Here is a 16329-nt window from a genome sequence, read left to right as displayed (position 1 = left end):
TATACATTGTAACAATGGGTAATTTTTTTGGTTCAGACAATGCCCATATTAAAGTATGAGTGTCAAGTAATAATCTCACAACTACTCCTTTATCCCTAACCTTGTTGCCATTTCTTCAGACCATTTGTCAAAATCTTTAGTTACTTTAATTTTATCTTTAAATATCCCAAGCCTATTAATAGATTTCACAGGATTGTATTTAACGATTTTAGCAATTGGTTTCCCCACTTTTTCAATAATCACTTCTTCATTTTTGTCTTCTACTTCTTTTAGTAGAGATGATAAGTGAGATTTGGCAGAAGTAATGTTTACTAGATACATAAAGTTTAATTTACTTTTTACTAAGCTTAATATTAGTTCAATTAAATATGTTTATCAACCATAATTAAGTAAAAATATCAATAACATTATATTGACTTTATACAAGTATATATTTAAAATTTAAGGCGGAATTACTGCAAAGTAATTCTGGAGTTTCAAAACCTCCTTTAAGCAGCGGTGTGCATTTACCGTAAAATGGTGCTTCTCGGTTTTTATGGTCGGGGGGATGGTAATCGTATGTTCGGCTTAAGTGTTTACATTTAAGCCCGACGGTTACCATAGCTGTCTGCTTACAGTGTTTTGAACTCCCCGATCACCAATCTAGATTCACTTTCTCTAAAAATCTTGTATTTGGTGGTCAAAAACTTACAGTTTATTGACATTCAGGGGAAGATTATATGCATTTAAGTTGGGATTGGGATACAATCATTTTTTCTATTTTTCTAATTTTTAACTTAGCAGTAGGTCTATTTTATAGTCGTGGTATAAAAAATATTAACGAATATGCTATAGGAAACCGCAATTTCTCCACCAGTACTATAACTGCTACAATTATTGCCACTTGTATAGGGGGCGGTTTCTTTTCTGAGGCAGTTAGTGAATCGTATAAACAAGGTTTATATTTTATCATTCCAGCAATTGGTGAACCTTTGGCTCTCATAATTGTTGGTTACTTATTAGCTCCACGTATGGCAGAGTTTTTAGGTAATCTTTCCATAGCTGAAGCTATGGGTACTCTATATGGTAAAAAAGTTCAATTGATTACAGCTATAGTAGGTATTTTCCTTTGCACCGGAATAGTTGCCTTGCAATTTAAGGTTTCAGCTACCATGCTGCAACTTTTCTTTAATCTTTCTAGTTTTTATGCTGTTTTGGCAAGTGCTGTTATAGTAATATTATATTCGGCTTTTGGTGGTATAAAAGCTGTTACTTTTACAGATATAATACAATTCTTTACTTTTGGCACTATCATTCCTGTAATTACTTTAATGATTTGGGGAACTCTCCATGATCCTCATAAAGTTTTTGTAACAATTAATGAGAATCCTTTATTTGATTATAGGCAGCTATTTAATTTTAACTCTAAGTCTATAAGCTCCTTTTTGCTGTTATTATTTTTTCTAATCCCAGGTTTTCAACCGGTTTTTTTTCAAAGATTGGCGATGGCTAAGAATATCACACAAGTTAGAGAGTCTTTTATAACAGCAGGTTTAATATGTCTTGTAATATTAGTAATAATAATGTGGGTTGGAATATTATTACTGGCAGACAATCCTAATCTTAACCCTAATAACTTGTTAGCCCATATTATAGAGAATTACAGCTATTCAGGATTAAGAGGACTTACTGCTATAGGTATTATAGCGATAATCATGTCTACGGCAGACTCATACATTAATTCTGCAGCTATATTATTCACTAATGATATTTTTAAATTATTAGATTCTAAGGTTATAAGAAAGATACGTAATAATCTTAGTGATCTCATTATATTACGTATTCTTGCTGTCTTTGTTGGTATTTCTGCTATTTTCCTAGCTTTTAAAGCAAAGAGTATACTTGCTTTACTGTTAATAGCATTAGATTTCTATATGCCTGTAGTTTCAGTACCTTTCCTCTTAGCAATTCTAGGTTTTCGTAGTAGTAATAAAGCAGTATTAATGGGAATGTTTGCCGGATTTATTACAGCAGTTAGTTTTAAAGTCCTAAATGTAAAAATGGAACCTATAGTACCAGCTATGGTAGCTAATTTGTTAACTTTGATGTTTAACCATTACTTTTTTAAACAAGCTGGTGGTTGGATTGGTGTGAAAGACCCAAGCCCCATCATCGCTCTTAGACTTGAACGTAAAAGAAAATTTAGGAAAATTATTAGTGCAATCAAACAATTTAATCTGATAAATTTTTGTAAAGGTAATCTACCAAAAAATGAAATTACTTATTTTCTATTTGGCTTCTTTGTAATAGTTTCCACTTATTCATCATTATTTACTATCCCAGAATATTATAGCACAAAATATGCTAATATTTATCACTTCATTCACCATTCAGTATTAATAATAGCTACCGGATTTGTAACTTATTCGATATGGCCTCCTAGATTTAAAAACGAGATATTTATCGCATTAGCTTGGAATTTAGGTATTTTATATCTGTTGATTTGTGTTGGAAGTATGTTGGTTATGATTAGCGAATTTCATCAACTACAATTAATGATATTTATTATTAACTTGTTAGTTACGGGAATATTGCTTAGGTGGCAGATAGCTTTATTTATCACAATTTTTGGCACATTCACATCATTACAATTTTTTAAATGTTGTATGGGTAAATATTATTTAACTAGTAATTTTGGTAATATACAATTCCAAATAATTTACCTTTTATTACTATTTAGTAGTGTACTAATAGCATTTCTGAAACCAAAACAAAAATATGAAGAATTGTCTGAGACCATGAAGAGTGTATGGGAAACAAAATCAAGAAAACTAACACATGATTTGATAAAAATAGCACAACATGAAGAAGAGTTTTTTAATAGAATAGAAGCTCAAGAACAACAGCAACTTCATAGCTTGCAACTCCAATTTAAAGCATTATGTACAAAACTACAAAAAACAGATAATAAAGACCAAATTTCTCGGATTACTGAAGAATTATATGAAGTAGCAAAACGAATAGAGGCTTGGGCTTTATATCTTTCGACTATTACTCACAGAGTAAGACGTCAAGTGCATATTAAGCCTACTAAAATTAACATTATGGATTTAGTAAATGAAGTAGTAGTAGAATGTGAAAAATTATCTGATCAACCATTACGGTTTGTTAACCAATATGCAATAAAATATCATAATATAACATGCGATCCAAAAAAACTGAAGGCAGTAATAAAAAGCCTGTTGATTCATGCTATCAACAATAATGTTGATAGTAATCTAGTGAGTATTTTTCTAGAGGATGAAGTTCTAGATTTTAAGGTAAATATCTCGGAAACTACTAAAAGTAAAAAATCAATTGAAGCAGTAAGACTAACAATAAAAAATCAAGGAGATCACCTTACTGAACAACAACTTAAATTAATTTTCACTCCAACTTTTAGGGAAACTAATGAACTAACTTTTTTTGAGTGTTCTAATATTATAGATGCTCACTATGGGAATTTTAAGGTCGATAATAACCAAGATAAAGGTATAAATTATAATATCACTATTCCTGCTAATATTAAGGAGATTCGACCTAAAGTAATGGATTTGCCTGATATAAGGATTGAGAACTTTGAAAAGATTACAGAGATATTTTTACAGGAACAAAAGGACGATAGATTAAATATAGCACAAAAATTACTGCAAGCAGGGGTTGACTTTGATATTATTGAGCAAGCTACCTTACTTAAAAAGGAAGAAATTACCAATATTTAGTGGCTGGAAAAGGAAGCATTTAATAGGAGCAATTAATTTATCTGATTTGCAATTAGTTAGCACAGATAATCCTAAAATAAACGGGGATTATGTAATCAATTTTCTACAAAAATTAGAAGCAGAAAATCCTAATAAAGAGAAGATATATTTGATTTGTGATTTTTAAATAGCTTAGATTAATATTACCATTTAGATAATTTCTTAACTTTACTTTTTGTGGGATACTAAGAAATTTATTATTTTCTTGAAGATATTATTCCAAATAATAGATTATTTCAAATAATTCTATTATTTGATCTGTTATAGTCAATTGATGAGAATTTGGTGACGTCGTCACTCGTCAGTTAGAAAACAATACTCTTCAACTACCAAGCATTGGTGTTTGATATTGTCGTATTTTTTAAGATAATATTTTCCTAGTGTCTCTATTCTACCGCTGATCTATTAAATTTCGCAAAAAAATACCCTAGGCAAAAACTTTCTCTAGACTCTGTCAATTAGTGGGATTAAATGTGGTGTGGATACTACGCAGGGTGGTGTCAAATACCGAGGTTAGACAAGAAATAGGATGATTTTTAAATCTAACCTCAGTGTCCATTTTTATAGACAAAAATAGGGGTTAATTATATGGTGAGCGATATTAAAGATCAACAACAAAACTACTTAACAAATGAAGAAATAAATAATCTCAGTGAAGTCTCTATACGACTGTTTTGCAAGATCTTCCAAAGCAACAATAGAACGGAGCTAAATCTTGAACAAATTAGACTTGGAGCAGAAGGAGCTGAGTTAGTTGCCAAGTTTCTTGAAAATAATAAAATTATCACCTATATAAATCTTACCGAAACTAATATAGGTTATCAGGGGATAAAGCATCTTGTTAAAGCATTAGAGAATAATATTACTTTAACTGATATAGACCTTGAATACAACAATATTGGAGATCAAGGAGCAATCATACTGGCACAATTCCTAACAAATAATAAAACCATCAAGCGAATAAATCTCAATGTCAATAATATTAATGATGAGGGGTTTGTACAACTTTTCAAGGTCTTAGAAATTAATAGGACTATAAGGCAAGTAAAGCTTAGTTATAATAATATTAGTGATAAGGGGGTAATGGAATTGGTAAAAAGTTTAAATACTAATAAAATTAGTAGCGAAATAATAATGGATTATATAGATCTTGAAAACAATGATATTAGTTATGAAGTGTTAGAGCTATTAATTAAAGTGCTAGAGGAAAATAATAAAAAACTGGTGGATAACTATAACTGAGATATAGGGTTTCCACCACTCCTCCTCCTTTTTAGTTAATCTTATATTTTTACTTTTATAAGGACTAACTGAATAACATTTAACAACTGTTTAAAATTTTTAAATTTTAAACAGTTACATCAATAATAAATACTCCAAAAAATGTCAATAATGTTGCAATTAGCCACAATGGCTAATTACTTATCTAGCTATTTAACCATAACTATAATAATAACTGTAATAAGTGAAATTTGATTTAATTATAGCGATTATTTACTGATGTCTCATCTTTGCAGCTGTTCTTCATATTTTCAAGAAATAATCATATTTATTCCACGATCTCACTGTACTCTTAGGATTATATCAGATAAATGTGTATCTGTTGTTGCGTTGTAGTTGCAAGTAACATCAAAGTAAGTACCACAAGGTTAGAATTAAAACACCAATTTTACTCATCTAACCTTGTGATACACCGTTTTTCATAACCTCAAAAAACAGTAGGAAAATCATATGTCCAATAATGATGAAAATCAACAAGAAGTTAAAGAAATTACTAATTTGTACGAACTTCAACCACAATTAGTGGAAGCACGACTACTCTTAGAAAGGTTTTTAAAAACAGCTTGTTCTAATGATAAGTTAATGAAAAAAATATACGAATACTCCGGTGATAGCTCTACAACCATTATATGGTATTTACAGCAAGTCATAAAATATTTAGATGCCATAATTATTAATAATAAAGTGATTATCGATGCTTTAGCTGGTAAATTTTAGTAAAATTACTTATCTTTATTTTTTTAATCTGTGATATCAAGATAACAAAGTAGGGTTTAGTAGAGTAGACGGAAAAGGTATCCTTTACGTCTACTCTAACTAAAATTATTATTTAGAAATATTTATATAATGATTTTTGGTTCAATAATTTGTTATTAATAATTCATTAGATATTTTTCTATAATTTGACATAGAATATTTAACGGTAATAGTGCTAATATTAAAACCTTTATATAAATCTCTAATAAAGCTTGTATCACTGTTAGAGAGCATAAGTTTTACACCTTTATTACTTAATTCTTTGGCAAAATTACTAAGTCTTACTTGGTCATTTTCACCAAATGGTAACCTAGTATAAAAAGTTTCACCTGATTTATGATAAGGTGGATCAAAATAAACAAAATCATTGGTCTTAGGTTCAATAAAAGAGAAATCACTTGTGTAAATTAGAGTATTTTGTAAAAGATTGCTGCATTGGTTAAGTATGGTAGCAAAATTATTAGATTGACAATATTTCCTTGTAGAATAAGACATTTGTACTTGGTTATATTTATTTACTCGATATACCCCTCTAAAAGAATATCGATTTAAATATAAAAATCTTGCAGTAATCTCTAGAGGATCATTACTATTAATATTATTATCTCTGACTTGATAATAATACTCTTTACTATGTTTTAGCTTATATAATTCACATAATGCAATAATTTTTGTTGGATTCTTTTTGACAGCATTGTAGCTTGTTGTAAGTTCAAGATTAATATCAGATAAAAAACACTTGTTGAATTTATCTTTTACTTGGAAAAACAGTGCTCCACCACCAAGAAAAGGTTCATAATAATCATTTAAATCTAATGGAATGCGTTCAAGCAATTTATCAATAAATTTTCTTTTCCCTCCTACCCATTGAAAAAATGGACTAATAATGGGATTAACTGTAGTACGAATAGCAGTTATTTTAGTAGCCGTGTTGATGCTTTCATTTCTAGTAATTTGCTGCTGGGTCATTTAAATTTATCCTTCAATTATTCTCTAGAAAAGCATAAGAGATTAACTAAAAACGAATAGTTGACATTTTTACCCATTTATTTTGTTGTTTAACCCGAGTTGCCAATTAATTTATAAGAGCAGAGCTAGATTTTAACGTTTGAGGTTAATTTGTAACATTAAAACACTTAATATCTCATCTTACGCAGAGTAAAGAAAAGCTGGATAAAAATAATGGTTAAAATATAGTTAGTTGTATCAAATAAAGATTAATAAAAATGTATGAAACCTTAGATATCTATAGTGATTATTTAATTTGCCAAAATAACAAAGCAACAGCTACTGGATTAGCTGATTTATTATGCGGCGAGATAAGTTATGATAAGTTTACTAGATTTTTAAATGGTAAGGCTTTAGGATCAGTAGAACTTTGGACTTACATCAAAGCCGAAGTCAGGAGAAATGAGAAGAAAGCAGGCGGTGTTTTAATATTAGATGATTCAATTGAAGAGAAGCCATATACTGATGAGAACGAGATTATGTGTTGGCATTATTCGCATGCTAAATCTAGGCATGTTAAAGGTGTAAATATACTATCATGCCTTGTTCGTTATGGAAACGTTACTTTAGCAGTAGGATATGAGATTGTCCATAAGGATGTAGTTTTTTCTGATATAGCCAGTAAAAAAATCAAGAAGAAAGCTAGCCTAACTAAAAACGAACATTTTCGTAATTTGATAAAACAAAGTATGGCAAACAAAGTGTTGTTTGAATATGTGCTAGCCGATAACTGGTTTGGAGCAAAAGATAATTTGGAATATATACATAATTTGAATAAGTATTTTATAATCGGTATAAAGTCAAATCGTACTCTTGCTTTGTCGCTAGAAGATAAAATAAAAGGTCAATTTCAACAAGTGACATCATTAAATCTGAAAGATGGTCAGTCGATTAAGGTGTGGCTTAAGGGGCTAGAATTTCCCGTAATGCTCATTAAAAAAGTCTTCATAAACGAAGATAACTCAACTGGTATTCTCTATTTAGTTTCAAATGATCTTAACCATGATGCTGATCATCTATACGAAATCTACCAAAAACGGTGGCAAATAGAGGTTTATCATAAATCAATAAAGCAAAATGCTAGTTTAGCGAAATCACCAACAAAAAAGGTTATATCACAATCGAATCATATTTTTGCTTCAATTATAGCTTTTTGTAAACTTGAGATACTCCAATTAAAAACTTGTATGAATCATTTTGCACTTAAGTATAAATTAATTTTACGAGCAAATCAGGCTGCCATGTTGGAACTACAACCAAGGAATATGCGAGAGATGATAATATTGATGATGAATAAGACAAACCTTAGCTTATGAAAAAACTGTTTAACTCACAGGCTCAAATGAAGTCGTTAAGGTGATAATGTTAAAGTTCATAAGTTAGCGAATTCCATCAGGGCTATGGCACTTTATTGAGCCTTAAGTCGAATACATGACTGCATTTGCTTTTTTTCTGTCAAGTATTATTTTTTTCTTGCATTTTTGGGTAGTTCCATACATGAGTTATTAAAAAATATGGGATGTAAAGAAGTCTATTTTGAAATTATTAGCGGTACGAATTCTAAAAGACCTGAGCTAACAAAACTATTAGATAGCATTCAAGTTGGTAATACTTTAGTTATTGCTTCCATTGATAGGTTAGGTAGAAGTTTAAAAGATTTGATAGATATAATTAGCCACTTAAAAAGTCATTCTATAAATTTTCAGAGTCTAAAGGAACAAATGGATACTGGAACAGACGCAGGAATGTTGATGTTCAATATGATGGGTTCTATAGCTGATTTTGAAAGAAGCTTAATAAATAGAAGAATTTATGAAGGGATGAAAAGAGCAAAAGAACTAGGAAAGTATAAAGGTCGAGTTCATTCATCAGATAAATCCGTAAGAAAGGAATATGTAAAAATGATGAAAACTGGCAATTATCCAGTATCATATATAGCAAAAATGGCAAAAATTTCTAGACAAACCCTTTATAACTGGCAAGCAGAGTTAACATAATTAAAGTGTTTCTATACTAGACTATGCTAAAATTAGTAGTTTACAATGGTAAAAAGTATCAAAACTTACGCTATTTAGAACATCACATAGCGTAAGTTTTGTACACTTTAATTCTTATATTTGGTATATACTATCAACACAGTATAAGAACATTATGTTAGGGAAAAAATGATTTGGATCACTTCGCCATATTTAAGACATAATATATTTAGTACCTTTGAAGAATTATCTAATAAGGAGAGGCAATTGAAAGAGTGGATAGGAGGAGCAGTACATGGATATTGGGATAATTTATGCTATTATATATTTAACGATTTATATGATGAGGGGTTGGAAATCCCTATGGGAGCAAGGCAGAGCTTAATTCGTATATTATACACTCGAGAAGAAGTAAATGAGGTTTATAATTTTGCTTGTTTTCTTGATAATTTAACTGAGGAAATAGGAGATTTGCAACCAGATTATGCTTATATTAACCATCCTCAATGGTCAAAAGTATGGAGATGGTCTAAAAATATATATGATATGATGGGTAAGAATAATAAAAAGTATAATTTTTACGAAGAGTGTTATGAAAAGTTTAATAACATGGACTTTCATGAGTATGGAACGTATGTAGAACGTAAAAATGCAGAAGCAGGAAATGAAATGATACCATACGAGAAGCCAATAATTTATAAACGATCTGAATTAGACAAAAACTTAAATAATTTAATTACAGATGTATTCGCATAGATTTTTTATTATAAAAGGCTCTGGATTTTTAACTGTGTAAATTTAAAAATAGGCACTAAATTCGGTCCTCAAATTTTATCAGAAAATGGGTCATGGCTTCGCCCCAGTTTTGGATGGGCATACTCCATTTTCGCGTAATGTAATTAATTAAAAAAAAGTATAATATTATAACGATTGTTTATTTTATTGCTTTCCTAGCAATAGGATTTATATATTTCCTAATAATAAGATTTACATTTGAATGGTTGAAATTGAAGTTTATTCTAGAGCAATTCCTTGCTTCAATAGCTATGAGCTTTTGTTTAATATTCACAATATCCCCTATTTATGTATTTTTTGAAGATAGGTCAATTACCAATCAACTTATTAAAGAATTAGAAAAATCTAATAATGAAACTAAGAGCTATTCTATACTTTTTTCCACCATTACAAAAATCTTACAAATAGATCAAGTAAATAAATTGATCAGTACAGAGAATAAAGATACCCCTTATAACCTAGGACGTTATGTTGGTGCGACTTTAAAAATAAAAAACTTAACAGATAAAACATGTAACCTTACTCCTTCTTTCTTTGAGAAGTTATTTGGGAAATATGATAAAATAGAAATTACAAAAAATACTCTTGTTCCAAATGAAGAAACCTTGATATATATCGTTTTTAGAAATATCAGTAGTATCCATATATTTGAATCTAATTCTTTAAATTATAAATGGGTTGGATTAAAACAATTGGGTATTCATAACCATTAATAGTTTGTTTAGCTCTAGCAATTTCTTCAAGGTAAGGTTTAGTTTTATCAGACTCTATAGTGCTTACCACTCTGACTCTTACACTGTCAATAAGGTCTTCTGATAATTTACCAAGGTCATTCTGTTCTGGAACTACTGCTCGTTTAAATTTAGATACAGCATCTTTCCATCGTTGTTTTGAATCAACTTTAACAAAGTTATTTGCCATATAGATTTACTTCTTGCTATTAAATATCAGTATATAACATTCCTGCATACAATTTTATAAAATGAAACTTTTTTAAAAATTTATTTTCAATAGATACCTTTCAAAACTAATCATTTGAGTTCCAAGTTATCTAGGATAGATTGGTGTCAAAAGATACCGACACCGTGAAAAAAAGAAATTAATAAACAAGCAATTTCTAAATTAATTGAATGCTCCACATCAACTGACTAAAAAGACGGAAATTATATAATAAGAAATAAATTTACACAACAAATTTAATAGTTGCAAATAAAGTTAGCCAAGCTGATTTATAGAATCATTTAATCTTAGTCACAAATTGTCCTTGATTGCTGGAATTCGTGTTTATTATTGCAAGCCGATACACTTAGCTTTTGCAGGCAATTCTCTAAAAAGCAAATCTATTGATTAGAAGTATATTTTATTATAACTTACTTCTTTTGGTATCGGCATCTTAATGATGATATCTTAAATCCCAATATAATGCAAATCAAACAATTTGATTATTCATTATTTCTTTATGCTTGTTGGTTTTGAGATTTTATGGCTATTACAAGCAGATTTTAGCTTTTCTCCAGCAGAGAATTTAGGTTGCACATAAGCTACAATATTAATTGTTTCACCAGTTCTTGGGTTTTTTCCAGCTCTAGCTGCAACTTTACTAGAGTAAAACTTACCAAAACCTACTAGCATTATTTCTTTACCTTCGGCAAGTATAGAAGTCACTGATTTAGTAAAGATATTAATAACCTTTTCAGCTTCACTTTTAGTACAACCTTCTCTATTTGCTATATACTCAATTAGTTCTATTTTGTGCATGGAAACTTCCTTGAGATTATAATCTAGTGTGGTTACTCTCACTAAAAACTTAATAATAGTTGAAATCTAGAAAAAATCTAGAATTTTTAATACCTTAAATCAATAAATTTTTGTTATTTGACTGTAAGTTACCTAATTGAATGGCGTAATTTTAGTCATTAATGATAGAATAATGACTAGGGTATGTCGTCACGAGATTTTAGCCCACATTAGTAATCCCCTTAGACAAAGACCAGCCATATATGATTTTGTATTTTTAGCATATCTTGTTGCTATACCACGCCATTCTTTAAATTTCTGAAATGTATTTTCAATAATGTGCCTTAACTTATATAAATCCTTATCTATCTCTCTTTGAATCTTCCTGTTTCTTTTTGATGGTATTACAGGAATTATATTTGCTTGCTCAGCAAATTCTATTATACTATTTGTGTCGTAAGCTTTATCTGCCATAAGGCATTCTGCCTCTATATTTTTTATTAACTCATGAGCTTGAGTGCAATCATTTCTGGAATCTTCTGTAACAATAATTCTGACCGGCATACCATACGCATCCACGGCCATATGTACCTTTGTATTGATCCCCCTTTTGTTCGACTAATCTCCTGATTGCCACCTTCTGCCCCAAGTCCTGCTTTATGAACTTTTATAAATGTAGAATCTATCATTAACCATTCAAAATCAGGCTCTTTTATAAAAATATTTAGTAACCCCTCCCATACTCCACTATCACGCCATCTACAAAATCTTCTATGTACGTTCTTCCAATTACCATAATCTGGAGGCAAGTCCCTCCACGGAGCTCCTGTTCTAAATATCCACATCACTGCATTGATAAATGTTCTATTGTCTCTTGCAATACCTCCCCAACAACCTTCCCTGCCAGGCAAATGCTCTTCTATCTTATTCCATAGTTCGTCTTTTATATCATGTCTTCTATGGGCTATACTCATAGTTTCTTCTCACCTATTTTTATTGCTATAATTACTATAACAAATTCTACAAAACTATTCAATCACAATCTCATGACGACACTCCCTAGAAAGTCTAACCATTCTTTATTCATAAATTCTCGATCAGCAAGCAAATATTTTATTCTTCCAACGCCAAAATTATTAATAAATTTCTGCAAGAATTCCTTCATAAATTCTGCAGAACACCCACCACCATGCGGCAGAGTCTTCCAGAATATTGGCACCGACATTTTACCAATTACCATTACTAAAAATAAAATATTAATATCGGATTTACCAAATTTCCAACTTGTTCTATCCATTGCTACAACATAATTTTTTGAAGCAAAAAAGCTTAATAGCAAAGAACCAACCTTCATATAATCAAAATTAAAATCTTTTAAAAAACGATAAATTCTATGAGTTTTTGACGTTGCTTTAGCATCGCCTAAAATACCAAGTGCTAAACCTTTTTGATAAATTGAACTGCCCGTCAGCAAACTAATTACCATACCGACCAAACATTTTAATCTTGATTTATTTCCGTCTATATATAAAATAAATTCTTGAAGTAGTATATTATGCATTTTGTTCCAAAAATACCTACCTTATACTACTTCACTCCCCTCTAAATCAACCTTTCTTCTCCATCATCTCAAAATTGTAGGGTACTATAGGCGAGCACACGCAGCGTACTATAGTACGTGAGTATGCGAGTCCCTGATATTTTCAAAAAACAATTCTTTAAAGCAGAAGAGTATATATGTATCAACCCATAAGAAAGCAAAGCCAGAAACTGGTTTAAATAATATTCAAAAAATTGCTGAAGAATGGCGGATAGATAAATTTATCAACCTAAAATTAGACGGCAACCAAATAGTGGTTGCAATTGATCAAGATAAGAAAAAAGAGTTATTTGCTCTTGATGGTTGTTATGCGATTGAAACACAGATTGAAATTAAACTGATGAGTAAAGAATTGGTTGACAAAGCCTACCATAATTTACATGAAGTAGAATCGAATTTTAGCAGCATGAAGACGGGGTTACTGGAAGTAAGGCCGATTTTTCTAAGGAAAAGCAATAGAACAAAGGGACATGTATTTGTCTGTATGTTGGCATTAAAAATATGGCACTATATGAAAAACAAGTTGAAACAGGGTTGTGGAGTAACTAAGGACGGTAAATATAATGTGACCATTGAGGAAGCATTAAGAGAATTAGATAAAATATGTTTTTTATATTACACTATCAAAGGTTGTAAAGTAGCAAGATTACCAAAATTAACAGAATCCCAGCAGAATTTGTTCAATTTATTTGATTTAACTATGCCCCAAATGACAAAATCTGCAAAATGATAATATGTAGTCAGTAACTAAAATGCAAAGTTTCGCCCCACACACCGCATAGCAATCCTGCTTTGAAGCATAATTCTTGCTCATATTTATCTCGAAGATGAGTCGCAATGACAAGAGACTATCTAGAACTTTAACGGGTTAGTTATATTGCAGTTTCATAATCTGTATTATCCCCCAATATCATTGGAACGCTTTGCGTATCGCTAGTATCTGATAAATGAATATTAAATAGACCATCAGGGCTTTCATTTTGAGATACTAATGAGCTTTCTAAGCCTAGGTTAGAAAGCTTATCAAACTCAGCTGCAAAATTATCTAATAATTCTTGTATTGGAGGGTTATTTTTAAAAGTTTTGGCTTTAGCATAGCATTTTAACCTTCCCTCAATATTAGTATCCTTGTAAATGGCTAAGTCAGTTTTAAGAGCATTTTCCAAGACAGTTCCTGGCCTCTCAAGATCAGGATACTGGTCACACAAGGTTTTTAATTGTTCATTAACATCTCTGACACCTTTAGTAAATTCTTTTGAGATATTATCTGATTCATAATATAGTAAAGATGCAGTTTTAGCAGATGCATGTTCAGCAGATGCATGTTCAGCAAATGCATTATAAACATTCAATATATCCAACTCGAACAGAAATATTTCTTTTGCTTCATTGATAATGCATGCTATCTTAGAGTTAAATTCATCAACAGTTTTTTCATTGAATCCTAAACGCTTCAATAGTGTTTGTGTTACTTTTGTTAAAGCGGCTGATCTAGCAGCAAACGATAATTGTTCTATTTCATCTTGATAAACATGTACTTCATTTTTATAGATAGATTGGGCTATAATCTGTTCTAATACTGTTGTAAAGAATGCCCCATATCCCTCATTGTACTCTTTGAGTTTATTGAATACACTATTTTGCTTACTGCCTTCTTCATCCCAAGAAAGTAACAGAGTACCATCAGTTCCTAGAGTAATTTTAGATATAATAGCTTTAAATGATTCACTAATTTTTATTTGTTTATTACGTTGCAGTTTCGTCTTTATGTCTTCTTCTAAATTATGGTCTATATTAGTAGATTGCAGAACAAGATCAGTAAGAGTAGTATTGTTCTCTAAGGCTTCTGCTAGTTCTTTCGCTCCTGCAGCTCCTATTTGGTTACCATAAAGGTTAAGAGAAGTAATAGATTTATTAGCCTTTAAGCATTCTGCTAGCGATTCCGCTCCTGCATCTCCTATCTGGTTAGAAGAAAGGTCAAGAGCAGTAATAGATTTATTAGCCTTTAAGCATTCTGCTAGCGATTCCGCTCCTGCATCTCCTATCTGGTTAGAAGAAAGGTCAAGAGCAGTAATAGATTTATTAGCCTTTAAGCATTCTGCTAGCGATTCCGCTCCTGCATCTCCTATATGGTTATCCTGAAGGTCAAGAGCAGTAATAGATTTATTAGCCTTTAAGCATTCTGCTAGCGATTCCGCTCCTGCATCTCCTATATGGTTATCCTGAAGGTCAAGAGTAGTAATAGATTCATTAGCCTTTAAGCCTTCTGCTAGTTCTTTCGCTCCTGCATCTCCTATTTGGTTATTATGAAGGTTAAGAGTAGTAATAGATTTATTAGCCTTTAAGCCTTCTGCTAGTTCTTTCGCTCCTGCATCTCCTATTTGGTTATAATTAAGCTGAAGAGTAGTAATAGATTTATTAGCCTTTAAGCCTTCTGCTAGCGATTTCGCTCCTGCCTCTCCTATCTGGTTAACAGAAAGGGAAAGAGTGGTAATAGATTTATTATCCTTTAAGCATTCTGCTAGCGATTTCGCTCCTGCATCTCCTATTTGGTTTTCTTCAAGGTTAAGAGTAGTAATAGATTTATTATCCTTTAAGCATTCTGCTAGCGATTCCGCTCCTGCATCTCCTGTCTGGTTTTGTCCAAGGTCAAGAGTAGTAATAGATTTATTAGTCTTTAAGCATTCTGCTAGCGATTCCGCTCCTACAGCTCTTATCCAGTTCTTATGAAGGTCAAGAGTAGTAATAGAGTTATTGTACTTTAAGGATTTTGCTAGCGATTTCGCTCCTGCATCTCCTATTTGGTTATGATTAAGCTGAAGAGTAGTAATAGAGTTATTATCCTTTAAGGCTTTTGCTAGCTCCTTTGCTGTTTTATTCCATATCTGTTTATAACTAAGGTTAAGGGTAGTAATAGAGTTGGTAGTTATTTGTCGTATAATAATTTCTTCTATGGACATTTTTTCCTCTCTTTTATTTCGATCTAAAGCAATTAGTACTTATAGTTATCAATAAAGTACTGTTATTCCATCTGTGTCGCCGACATTAGCATAGTCTTTTACGTTATATAACTAATCCGACTAACATTACTCCGTCATATATGGACGCCAATAAAAACACAAGTAAAAAAACAAAAAATAGTAGAAAAAATGAAGCAGTCATATATTCGGCATCAAAGTGCCATAATGGTTTCTGCATTCTGCTAAGATCCTGGAGAGATACACTCATCGCGGCGGTATCAAAGTACCATGACGTTACAACGGATTTTATCCAAAATGCTTATTTATTATCTCCTCAACTTATCGTTTTTATTTTTTACTTTGTTTTATTCATATTACTTATCAATTTTTATAGCACGCCACTAACCACCTAGCAACTTTATAACGTAAATTTGCAC

At 31.0% G+C, this 16329-nt stretch carries 16 protein-coding genes; 9 read left to right on the top strand and 7 right to left on the bottom strand.

The features are described from left to right. Positions 1–81: 81 nt before the first annotated feature. Positions 82–321, bottom strand: a complete 240-nt coding sequence (locus ACFEL2_RS01925; RefSeq protein WP_375331711.1) for a type II toxin-antitoxin system Phd/YefM family antitoxin — start codon at positions 319–321, stop codon at positions 82–84. Positions 322–719: 398 nt separating this feature from the next. On the opposite strand from ACFEL2_RS01925, the gene ACFEL2_RS01920 reads away from it, so the two are divergent. The 4 genes from ACFEL2_RS01920 to ACFEL2_RS01905 all read left to right on the top strand — a co-directional run bounded on the left by ACFEL2_RS01920 (position 720) and on the right by ACFEL2_RS01905 (position 5777). Next, positions 720–3740 carry a sodium:solute symporter family transporter gene (locus ACFEL2_RS01920; RefSeq protein ID WP_375332126.1) on the top strand — a complete coding sequence of 1007 codons (3021 nt, stop codon included), beginning with the start codon at positions 720–722 and terminating at the stop codon, positions 3738–3740. Beyond that, on the top strand, positions 3694–3906 hold the full coding sequence (locus tag ACFEL2_RS01915) for a hypothetical protein (RefSeq protein ID WP_341751273.1): 213 nt from the start codon (positions 3694–3696) through the stop codon (positions 3904–3906). Before ACFEL2_RS01920 ends, ACFEL2_RS01915 begins: the two co-directional genes overlap by 47 nt. Positions 3907–4367: 461 nt before the next feature. Beyond that, complete coding sequence (locus ACFEL2_RS01910) at positions 4368–5021, top strand: hypothetical protein (protein WP_375331714.1); 654 nt, start codon at positions 4368–4370, stop codon at positions 5019–5021. Positions 5022–5510: 489 nt separating this feature from the next. Continuing rightward, a complete protein-coding gene (locus tag ACFEL2_RS01905) occupies positions 5511–5777 on the top strand; it encodes a hypothetical protein (RefSeq protein WP_341751275.1) in 267 nt (88 codons plus the stop codon). 141 nt (positions 5778–5918) lie between these two features. Here the strand turns inward: ACFEL2_RS01905 and ACFEL2_RS01900 are convergent, their stop codons facing one another. Next, positions 5919–6785, bottom strand: coding sequence for a Dam family site-specific DNA-(adenine-N6)-methyltransferase (locus ACFEL2_RS01900; protein ID WP_341751276.1), 867 nt, complete (start codon positions 6783–6785; stop codon positions 5919–5921). A 257-nt stretch (positions 6786–7042) separates the two neighbouring features. Between ACFEL2_RS01900 and ACFEL2_RS01895 the strand changes: the two genes are divergently transcribed. The 4 genes from ACFEL2_RS01895 to ACFEL2_RS01880 all read left to right on the top strand — a co-directional run bounded on the left by ACFEL2_RS01895 (position 7043) and on the right by ACFEL2_RS01880 (position 10308). Then, on the top strand, positions 7043–8140 hold the full coding sequence (locus tag ACFEL2_RS01895; RefSeq protein WP_341751277.1) for a transposase: 1098 nt from the start codon (positions 7043–7045) through the stop codon (positions 8138–8140). Positions 8141–8338: 198 nt separating this feature from the next. Then, positions 8339–8821, top strand: coding sequence for a recombinase family protein (locus ACFEL2_RS01890; protein WP_375332125.1), 483 nt, complete (start codon positions 8339–8341; stop codon positions 8819–8821). Between the two features lie 168 nt (positions 8822–8989). Further along, complete coding sequence (locus ACFEL2_RS01885; protein ID WP_341751279.1) at positions 8990–9556, top strand: SCO4402 family protein; 567 nt, start codon at positions 8990–8992, stop codon at positions 9554–9556. A gap of 290 nt (positions 9557–9846) precedes the next feature. Then, positions 9847–10308 carry a hypothetical protein gene (locus tag ACFEL2_RS01880; RefSeq protein ID WP_375332124.1) on the top strand — a complete coding sequence of 154 codons (462 nt, stop codon included), beginning with the start codon at positions 9847–9849 and terminating at the stop codon, positions 10306–10308. Here the strand turns inward: ACFEL2_RS01880 and ACFEL2_RS01875 are convergent. The 4 genes from ACFEL2_RS01875 to ACFEL2_RS01860 form a co-directional block, all read right to left on the bottom strand. Continuing rightward, a complete protein-coding gene (locus ACFEL2_RS01875) occupies positions 10250–10516 on the bottom strand; it encodes a hypothetical protein (RefSeq protein WP_375332123.1) in 267 nt (88 codons plus the stop codon). The genes ACFEL2_RS01880 and ACFEL2_RS01875 overlap by 59 nt on opposite strands. Before the next feature lie 528 nt (positions 10517–11044). Beyond that, positions 11045–11353 (bottom strand): HU family DNA-binding protein, encoded by a 309-nt coding sequence (locus ACFEL2_RS01870; protein ID WP_341751944.1) that lies wholly within the window; start codon positions 11351–11353, stop codon positions 11045–11047. Between the two features lie 189 nt (positions 11354–11542). Further along, positions 11543–12306, bottom strand: a protein-coding gene (locus ACFEL2_RS01865) for an IS5 family transposase (protein WP_375332116.1) whose coding sequence is annotated in 2 segments (ribosomal slippage) — positions 11543–11949 and positions 11949–12306 — 765 coding nt in all. Because the reading frame shifts where the segments join, the coding sequence is not laid out codon by codon here. 62 nt (positions 12307–12368) lie between these two features. Continuing rightward, entirely contained in the window at positions 12369–12893 is a 525-nt protein-coding gene (locus ACFEL2_RS01860; protein WP_375332122.1) for a hypothetical protein, read from the bottom strand. A 292-nt stretch (positions 12894–13185) separates the two neighbouring features. Here ACFEL2_RS01860 and ACFEL2_RS01855 point away from each other — a divergent pair, with 292 nt between their 5' ends. Continuing rightward, positions 13186–13662: a hypothetical protein gene (locus ACFEL2_RS01855; RefSeq protein ID WP_375332121.1), complete on the top strand. Its 477-nt coding sequence runs from the start codon at positions 13186–13188 to the stop codon at positions 13660–13662. Between the two features lie 142 nt (positions 13663–13804). Here ACFEL2_RS01855 and ACFEL2_RS01850 read toward each other — a convergent pair whose 3' ends face one another. Continuing rightward, a complete protein-coding gene (locus tag ACFEL2_RS01850) occupies positions 13805–15892 on the bottom strand; it encodes a hypothetical protein (RefSeq protein ID WP_375332120.1) in 2088 nt (695 codons plus the stop codon). Between the last annotated feature and the right edge of the window lie 437 nt (positions 15893–16329).

It is taken from the genome of Candidatus Tisiphia endosymbiont of Temnostethus pusillus, from assembly GCF_964264675.1.
In the GTDB taxonomy this organism is placed as follows: domain Bacteria; phylum Pseudomonadota; class Alphaproteobacteria; order Rickettsiales; family Rickettsiaceae; genus Tisiphia.
This window is presented reverse-complemented; position numbering and strand designations above follow the sequence as displayed.

What these genes read in the sequence shown, in the direction of transcription:
- ACFEL2_RS01870 (WP_341751944.1), bottom strand. Translation starts at nt 11,353, where the DNA reads ATGCACAAAATAGAACTAATTGAGTATATAGCAAATAGAGAAGGTTGT.
- ACFEL2_RS01875 (WP_375332123.1), bottom strand. Translation starts at nt 10,516, where the DNA reads ATGGCAAATAACTTTGTTAAAGTTGATTCAAAACAACGATGGAAAGAT.
- ACFEL2_RS01895 (WP_341751277.1), top strand. Translation starts at nt 7,043, where the DNA reads ATGTATGAAACCTTAGATATCTATAGTGATTATTTAATTTGCCAAAAT.
- ACFEL2_RS01885 (WP_341751279.1), top strand. Translation starts at nt 8,990, where the DNA reads ATGATTTGGATCACTTCGCCATATTTAAGACATAATATATTTAGTACC.
- ACFEL2_RS01900 (WP_341751276.1), bottom strand. Translation starts at nt 6,785, where the DNA reads ATGACCCAGCAGCAAATTACTAGAAATGAAAGCATCAACACGGCTACT.
- ACFEL2_RS01850 (WP_375332120.1), bottom strand. Translation starts at nt 15,892, where the DNA reads ATGTCCATAGAAGAAATTATTATACGACAAATAACTACCAACTCTATT.
- ACFEL2_RS01910 (WP_375331714.1), top strand. Translation starts at nt 4,368, where the DNA reads ATGGTGAGCGATATTAAAGATCAACAACAAAACTACTTAACAAATGAA.
- ACFEL2_RS01925 (WP_375331711.1), bottom strand. Translation starts at nt 321, where the DNA reads ATGTATCTAGTAAACATTACTTCTGCCAAATCTCACTTATCATCTCTA.
- ACFEL2_RS01920 (WP_375332126.1), top strand. Translation starts at nt 720, where the DNA reads ATGCATTTAAGTTGGGATTGGGATACAATCATTTTTTCTATTTTTCTA.
- ACFEL2_RS01860 (WP_375332122.1), bottom strand. Translation starts at nt 12,893, where the DNA reads ATGCATAATATACTACTTCAAGAATTTATTTTATATATAGACGGAAAT.
- ACFEL2_RS01905 (WP_341751275.1), top strand. Translation starts at nt 5,511, where the DNA reads ATGTCCAATAATGATGAAAATCAACAAGAAGTTAAAGAAATTACTAAT.
- ACFEL2_RS01890 (WP_375332125.1), top strand. Translation starts at nt 8,339, where the DNA reads ATGGGATGTAAAGAAGTCTATTTTGAAATTATTAGCGGTACGAATTCT.
- ACFEL2_RS01880 (WP_375332124.1), top strand. Translation starts at nt 9,847, where the DNA reads ATGAGCTTTTGTTTAATATTCACAATATCCCCTATTTATGTATTTTTT.